At 52.0% G+C, this 5076-nt stretch carries 5 protein-coding genes; 1 reads left to right on the top strand and 4 read right to left on the bottom strand.

Annotated elements, in window-relative coordinates; translation table 11 throughout:
• Positions 1–31: 31 nt before the first annotated feature.
• Positions 32–538 (bottom strand): GtrA family protein, encoded by a 507-nt coding sequence (locus tag RUMCAL_RS00720; RefSeq protein ID WP_021680455.1) that lies wholly within the window; start codon positions 536–538, stop codon positions 32–34.
• 157 nt (positions 539–695) lie between these two features.
• On the opposite strand from RUMCAL_RS00720, the gene RUMCAL_RS00715 reads away from it, so the two are divergent.
• Positions 696–1952 (top strand): HlyC/CorC family transporter, encoded by a 1257-nt coding sequence (locus RUMCAL_RS00715; RefSeq protein ID WP_021680454.1) that lies wholly within the window; start codon positions 696–698, stop codon positions 1950–1952.
• A gap of 76 nt (positions 1953–2028) precedes the next feature.
• Here the strand turns inward: RUMCAL_RS00715 and RUMCAL_RS00710 are convergent, their stop codons facing one another.
• The 3 genes from RUMCAL_RS00710 to mnmA form a co-directional block, all read right to left on the bottom strand.
• Positions 2029–2958, bottom strand: a complete 930-nt coding sequence (locus tag RUMCAL_RS00710; protein ID WP_040646368.1) for a magnesium transporter CorA family protein — start codon at positions 2956–2958, stop codon at positions 2029–2031.
• A gap of 310 nt (positions 2959–3268) precedes the next feature.
• Complete coding sequence (locus tag RUMCAL_RS00705) at positions 3269–3703, bottom strand: RrF2 family transcriptional regulator (protein ID WP_021680450.1); 435 nt, start codon at positions 3701–3703, stop codon at positions 3269–3271.
• Between the two features lie 193 nt (positions 3704–3896).
• On the bottom strand, positions 3897–4982 hold the full coding sequence (mnmA, locus tag RUMCAL_RS00700; RefSeq protein WP_021680449.1) for a tRNA 2-thiouridine(34) synthase MnmA: 1086 nt from the start codon (positions 4980–4982) through the stop codon (positions 3897–3899).
• Positions 4983–5076 lie beyond the last annotated feature (94 nt).

The raw sequence follows: 5076 nt of genomic DNA, 5'->3' as shown, positions 1-5076 counted from the left end.
TCTGTCGCACAATCTTTGTGCGGTATTGCCCTTATTCTGCTGTTTCTTTTTTCTTGAAGATCACCAGCTTGCTGAAGATGTAGTTCAGCACCAGAATGACTACCTGTGCCAGAATCTTCACCAGCAGCGAACGCCATGTGACGATCTCGCCGTTGACGGTGGCGAAGAAGTGGTTGCCCAGTTCCATAATGGCAAGCTCCAGAAAATAGGTCACCAGACGGGCACCGTAGAACATGTAGAATTCCCGCCAGAACGCCGCCCTGGTGTGGGTTTCGCTTTTGAACACGTACTTCTTGTTGGTGAAGAAGGCAAACGTCACCGCAAAGATCCACGAGATCGTGGTGGAAAGTCCGGTGTTCAGCCAGTTCGCCATATGCATGGTGTTGAACAGTGCTGTCGGCAGCATCTGGAACACCAGCGAAACTACTGTAGTCAGACCGCCCATGAGAATGTACATCCACACGGATTCGTGGTCGTACCACAGCTTTTGCAGCGGCTTCGGCAAATGGTCGATGATCCAATGAATTGCTTTTTCCATAGAAGATTCCCCTTTTCGACAAGTTTTCACAAAAATTGTGGTTTCCCTTGATTTTTTTTAAATTTTATGGTATGATAGAAGAATCAATGATTCTACAGGCAGCACCGCACAAAACTTGTACAGCAGTGTTGCCCACACTTTCTCGGGAGGAACTATTTTGGGTTACGTCATACCAATTCTCATTCTTGTTGCTTTTTCCGCACTGTTTTCCAGCACGGAAACTGCTTTCGCCTGCGTCAACAAAATCCGGTTAAAGCACATGGCAGATTCCGGCGACAAACGTGCCGAAAAGGCTCTGGACATCGCGAACCGCTATGAACAGGCTCTGACTGCCATTCTGGTGGGCAACAACGTGGTCAACATTGCTGCATCTTCTCTGGCAACCATTCTCTTTACCGCGTATTTCGGCTCTGCCGGTGCAGCCATTTCCACAGTCGTCATGACGATTCTGGTGCTGACATTCGGCGAGGTGCTGCCAAAGTCCTACGCCAAGTCCCATGCGGACAAGCTGGCTCTGGCTCTGGGCGGCATTCTCTCCAGATTCACACTGCTGATGACGCCGTTTGTACTGTTCTTCGGTTTGCTCTCCCGTGCGTTCACCGCCAAAGAGGAAACGCCCAGTGTCACCGAGGACGAACTGAAATACATCATTGACGAGATCGAGGAGGAAGGCGTACTGGAAGAACAGGAAAGCGATCTGGTCATTTCCGCCCTCCAGTTTGACGAAACTTCCGTCAGCGATATTCTGATCCCCCGTGTCCGCATGGTAGCTCTCCCCTCGGATGCCACAGTGGAGGAAGCAAAGCAGCTGTTCCTCAGCAACCACTTTTCCCGCTTTCCGGTGTACGAAAAGGACATGGACAACATCATTGGCATGATTACCAACAAGGACTTTTTCCGGCTCATGTGCGGCGAATTTACAGAGCTGTCGGAAATCACACAGAACGTCATCTATGTACCGGAAACCAAACGCATCAGCGATATTCTGCGGGACATGCAGCACGCCAAGACTCACCTTGCCATTGTGGTAGACCAGTACGGCGGCACCAAGGGCATGGTCACACTGGAGGACATCATTGAACAGCTGGTGGGTGAGATCTACGACGAGAGCGACGAAGTCATTCACGAGTTCCAGAAGACGGCTCCCCACACGTACACCATTCTGGGGTCGTTCAGCATCAGCGATGTCTGTTCCGCACTGGACGAGGAGGACGCTCCTGCAAAGGTTCCGGAAACCGACTGCACCACCATCGGCGGCTGGGTCATGGAACTGCTGGGGCACATTCCCGATGCCGGCGAAACCGTAGAGCACGACAACTTCCACTTCACCGTACTGGAAGTGGAAAACCAGACCATTCAGTCTATTCGGCTGGAGGTCACACCGCCGCCCGCAGAGAACGGCGAATCCAAATAAAGGCTTTATGCAGTGTTTCCCTTACAGCGAGGCAGCCGGAAAACCGTTCCGGCTGCCTTTTTTTGCGTTGCCGCCGCTATTTCTTCTTATACTTGAACAGGACAAATGCCACGATCGCCGTCAGCAGCAGTGACAGCAGCGTGGGAAACCATGTATGCTCCGCAAAGGGCAGATCCAGCGTATTCATGCCATAAAAGCTATAGACCATCGTCGGGATCGCCAGAATGATCGTCACCATAGTCAATCGCCACATGACGATATTCAGATTGTTGGAAATGACAGATCCGAACGCGTCCACCACGCCGGACAGGATTCCGGAGTAAATGCTCGCCATTTCCTGTGCCTGTTTCAACTCGATCAGCACATCTTCCAGCAGATCCTGATCTTCTTCGTACAGCTTCACCACTCTGCCGCGGAGGATTTTGTTCATGGTCACATCATTGGATTTCAGCGATGTGGAGAAGTAGATCAGGGATTTTTCCAGTTCCAGCATCTGAATCAGTTCGTGATTCTTCATGGCACCGTGCAGTTTCCGCTGCATGGCACTGGAAGTTTTGTCGATTTGTTTCAGGTATACCAGAAAAGATGCGGTGATGTTCATCATCAGCCGCAGGACAAACTGTGTCCGGAACTGAGTCTGGATATTCCGCACCCGTCCGCTGACTACATCATTGATGACCTTGTTCTCCCGCAGAGAAATGGTAAAAACATAATGATCGGTCAGGATAATGCCCAGAGGCATGGTATAAAAAATCAGCGTGTCGTCCTTCTGCACTTCCGAAACGGCTGTGTCCACGATGATCAGCGTCTGGTTTTCCTCCTGCTCCACACGGGACGATTCTTCTTCGTCCAGTGAGGATTTCAGAAAGTCGCTGTCCAGACCGTAATCGTCGATCAGCATTTTCCGTTCCTGTGCTGTGGGGTCTACCACAGAGATCCAGCACCCCGGCATCAGAGAATCCACCTCGATCAACCGGTTTGCCACGGTTTTATAATAAGAAACCAAATCGGATACCACCTTTCCCGCAAGGCAGCCCGACCGGTGCCGGCATCAGCTGTCCTTGCTCATTTTCCGTGTGTTCATCCGTTTGCCAAAGTCATATCGCGTACATGGCAAGGGATAAGGGTCAGCGTTCATGCCGCACCTCCTAGTGTTATCATATTCCGGCAAATTTTCCGGCGTGTGCATCACGCGTCAATTTGCCGCATTTTCTATTATAACAGAAAAAACCGCCTTTGACAAGACGGTTTTTTGTAAAATTTGAAACAACTGAAACAACACCGAACGAGATCCGCCGGACAGCGGACGGGTTGCCTTAAATACAGTAATCATCTCCGCAGCCCGGTCCGCTGTTCAAAATGTCCTGTAGTGTGATGCTGTCCAGATAACGGTTGACTACCTTATACAGTCCTTCCCACACAGAGATCGTCAGGCACTGTTCCGCACGGGGACAGTCCACCACACCGGTTTGCAGACATGCCACTGGTGCAAGGTCGCCCTCTGTGATGCGGAGCACCTCGCCGACAGTATACTCCTCCGGAGCCTTGGAGAGCCGGTAACCGCCCTGATAGCCGCGGTTGGTGCGGAGCATATTGGATTTGTTCAGCAGTGGAACGATCTGCTCCAGATATTTTTTCGAAACGTCCTGCCGCTGGGCAATGTCTTTCAGCGAAACGTAGCCGTCCCCCTGATTCTGTGCCAGATCCAGCAGCATGCGTAAGGCGTATCGTCCTTTGGTTGAGATTTTCATGTGTCGTCCTTTCCAGCGTGACAGGCAGCATTTACACGCCGTGCTGCCTATACTTTTTTATCATATACTACTATTATACCATAGGTTTTGTAGGTTTTCAAGGGCAAAACAGCAATTTTTTTCAAAAAGGTGTACAAAACAACGCTGCCGAAATTGTGGAAAACGACGAAATACGCCTTTGTGCGGTATTGCCTCAGGACTTTTCCGCACTGGAAATTCTGCCGCCGCCCACAACGGTTTCGCCGTCATAGAGAACGACAGCCTGCCCGCAGGTGATCGCCCGCTGCGGCTCGTCGAATTCCACATGGAGTACGCCGTCCGGTGTGCACCATGCCGTGGCAGGCTGTTCCGGATGGCGGTAGCGGATCTTCGCCTGTACGCGAACCGGCTTTTCCAGACTGTCGCAGGAGATCAGGTTCACGTCGGTGGCGGTCAGCCTGCGGGAAAACAAGTCCTGACTGCCGCCCAGCGTGACGGTGTTCTGTTCCGGACAGATGCCGCAGACATACAGCGGATGCGGGGCAGAAATGCCCAGCCCTTTTCGCTGTCCGATGGTGTAGTGAATGACACCACGGTGGGTGCCGATCGGTTCACCGGCTGTGTTGAGAAATGCACCGGTCCGGGACGTTTTGCCGGTGTAGCGTTCAATGAATCCGGCATAGTCGCCGTCGGGAACAAAGCAGATGTCCTGACTGTCCGGCTTGTCCGCGTTGATGAAGCCGTTTGCCTCAGCGATCTCCCGCACCTCGTGCTTGGAGAGTTCCCCCACAGGGAACTGGGTGTGTGCCAGCTGTTCCTGTGTCAGATTGTACAGGACGTAGCTCTGATCCTTGCTGTTATCCAGCCCCTTTTTCAGTAGATACCGTCCGGAAGCTTCATCGTAGACCACGCGGGCATAGTGACCAGTAACAATGGTGTCCATCTGCATTTCCTGCATCCGCAGATAGAGCTTTTCAAATTTCAAGTACCGGTTGCAGTCGATGCAGGGGTTGGGAGTCCAGCCCTTTTCGTAGGCACAGACGAACCGATCCATGACCTCCTTTTCAAAGTTTGCCGTGAAGTTGAAAACATAGTAGGGCATGTGCAGCCGGTAAGCCACGCTGCGGGCATCTTCCACATCGTCCAGAGAACAGCAGGTCTTTTCCCGCTTTACGCCTGCCTGTTCGTTTTCGAACAGCTTCATGGTCGCCCCGACGCATTCGTAGCCCTTTTGCTGCATCAGCAGAGCCGCCACGGAGCTGTCTACACCGCCGCTCATCGCAATCAGTGCCTTTTTCATACGATCACCTTTTTCCTAGAATCTTATATTATATTCAGTATAAACGAGAACGGGGGAAAAGTCAAGGGCAATACCGCACAAAGAGCGTCTGGCG

It is taken from the genome of Ruminococcus callidus ATCC 27760, from assembly GCF_000468015.1.
In the GTDB taxonomy this organism is placed as follows: Bacteria; Bacillota; Clostridia; order Oscillospirales; family Ruminococcaceae; genus Ruminococcus_C; species Ruminococcus_C callidus.
This window is presented reverse-complemented; position numbering and strand designations above follow the sequence as displayed.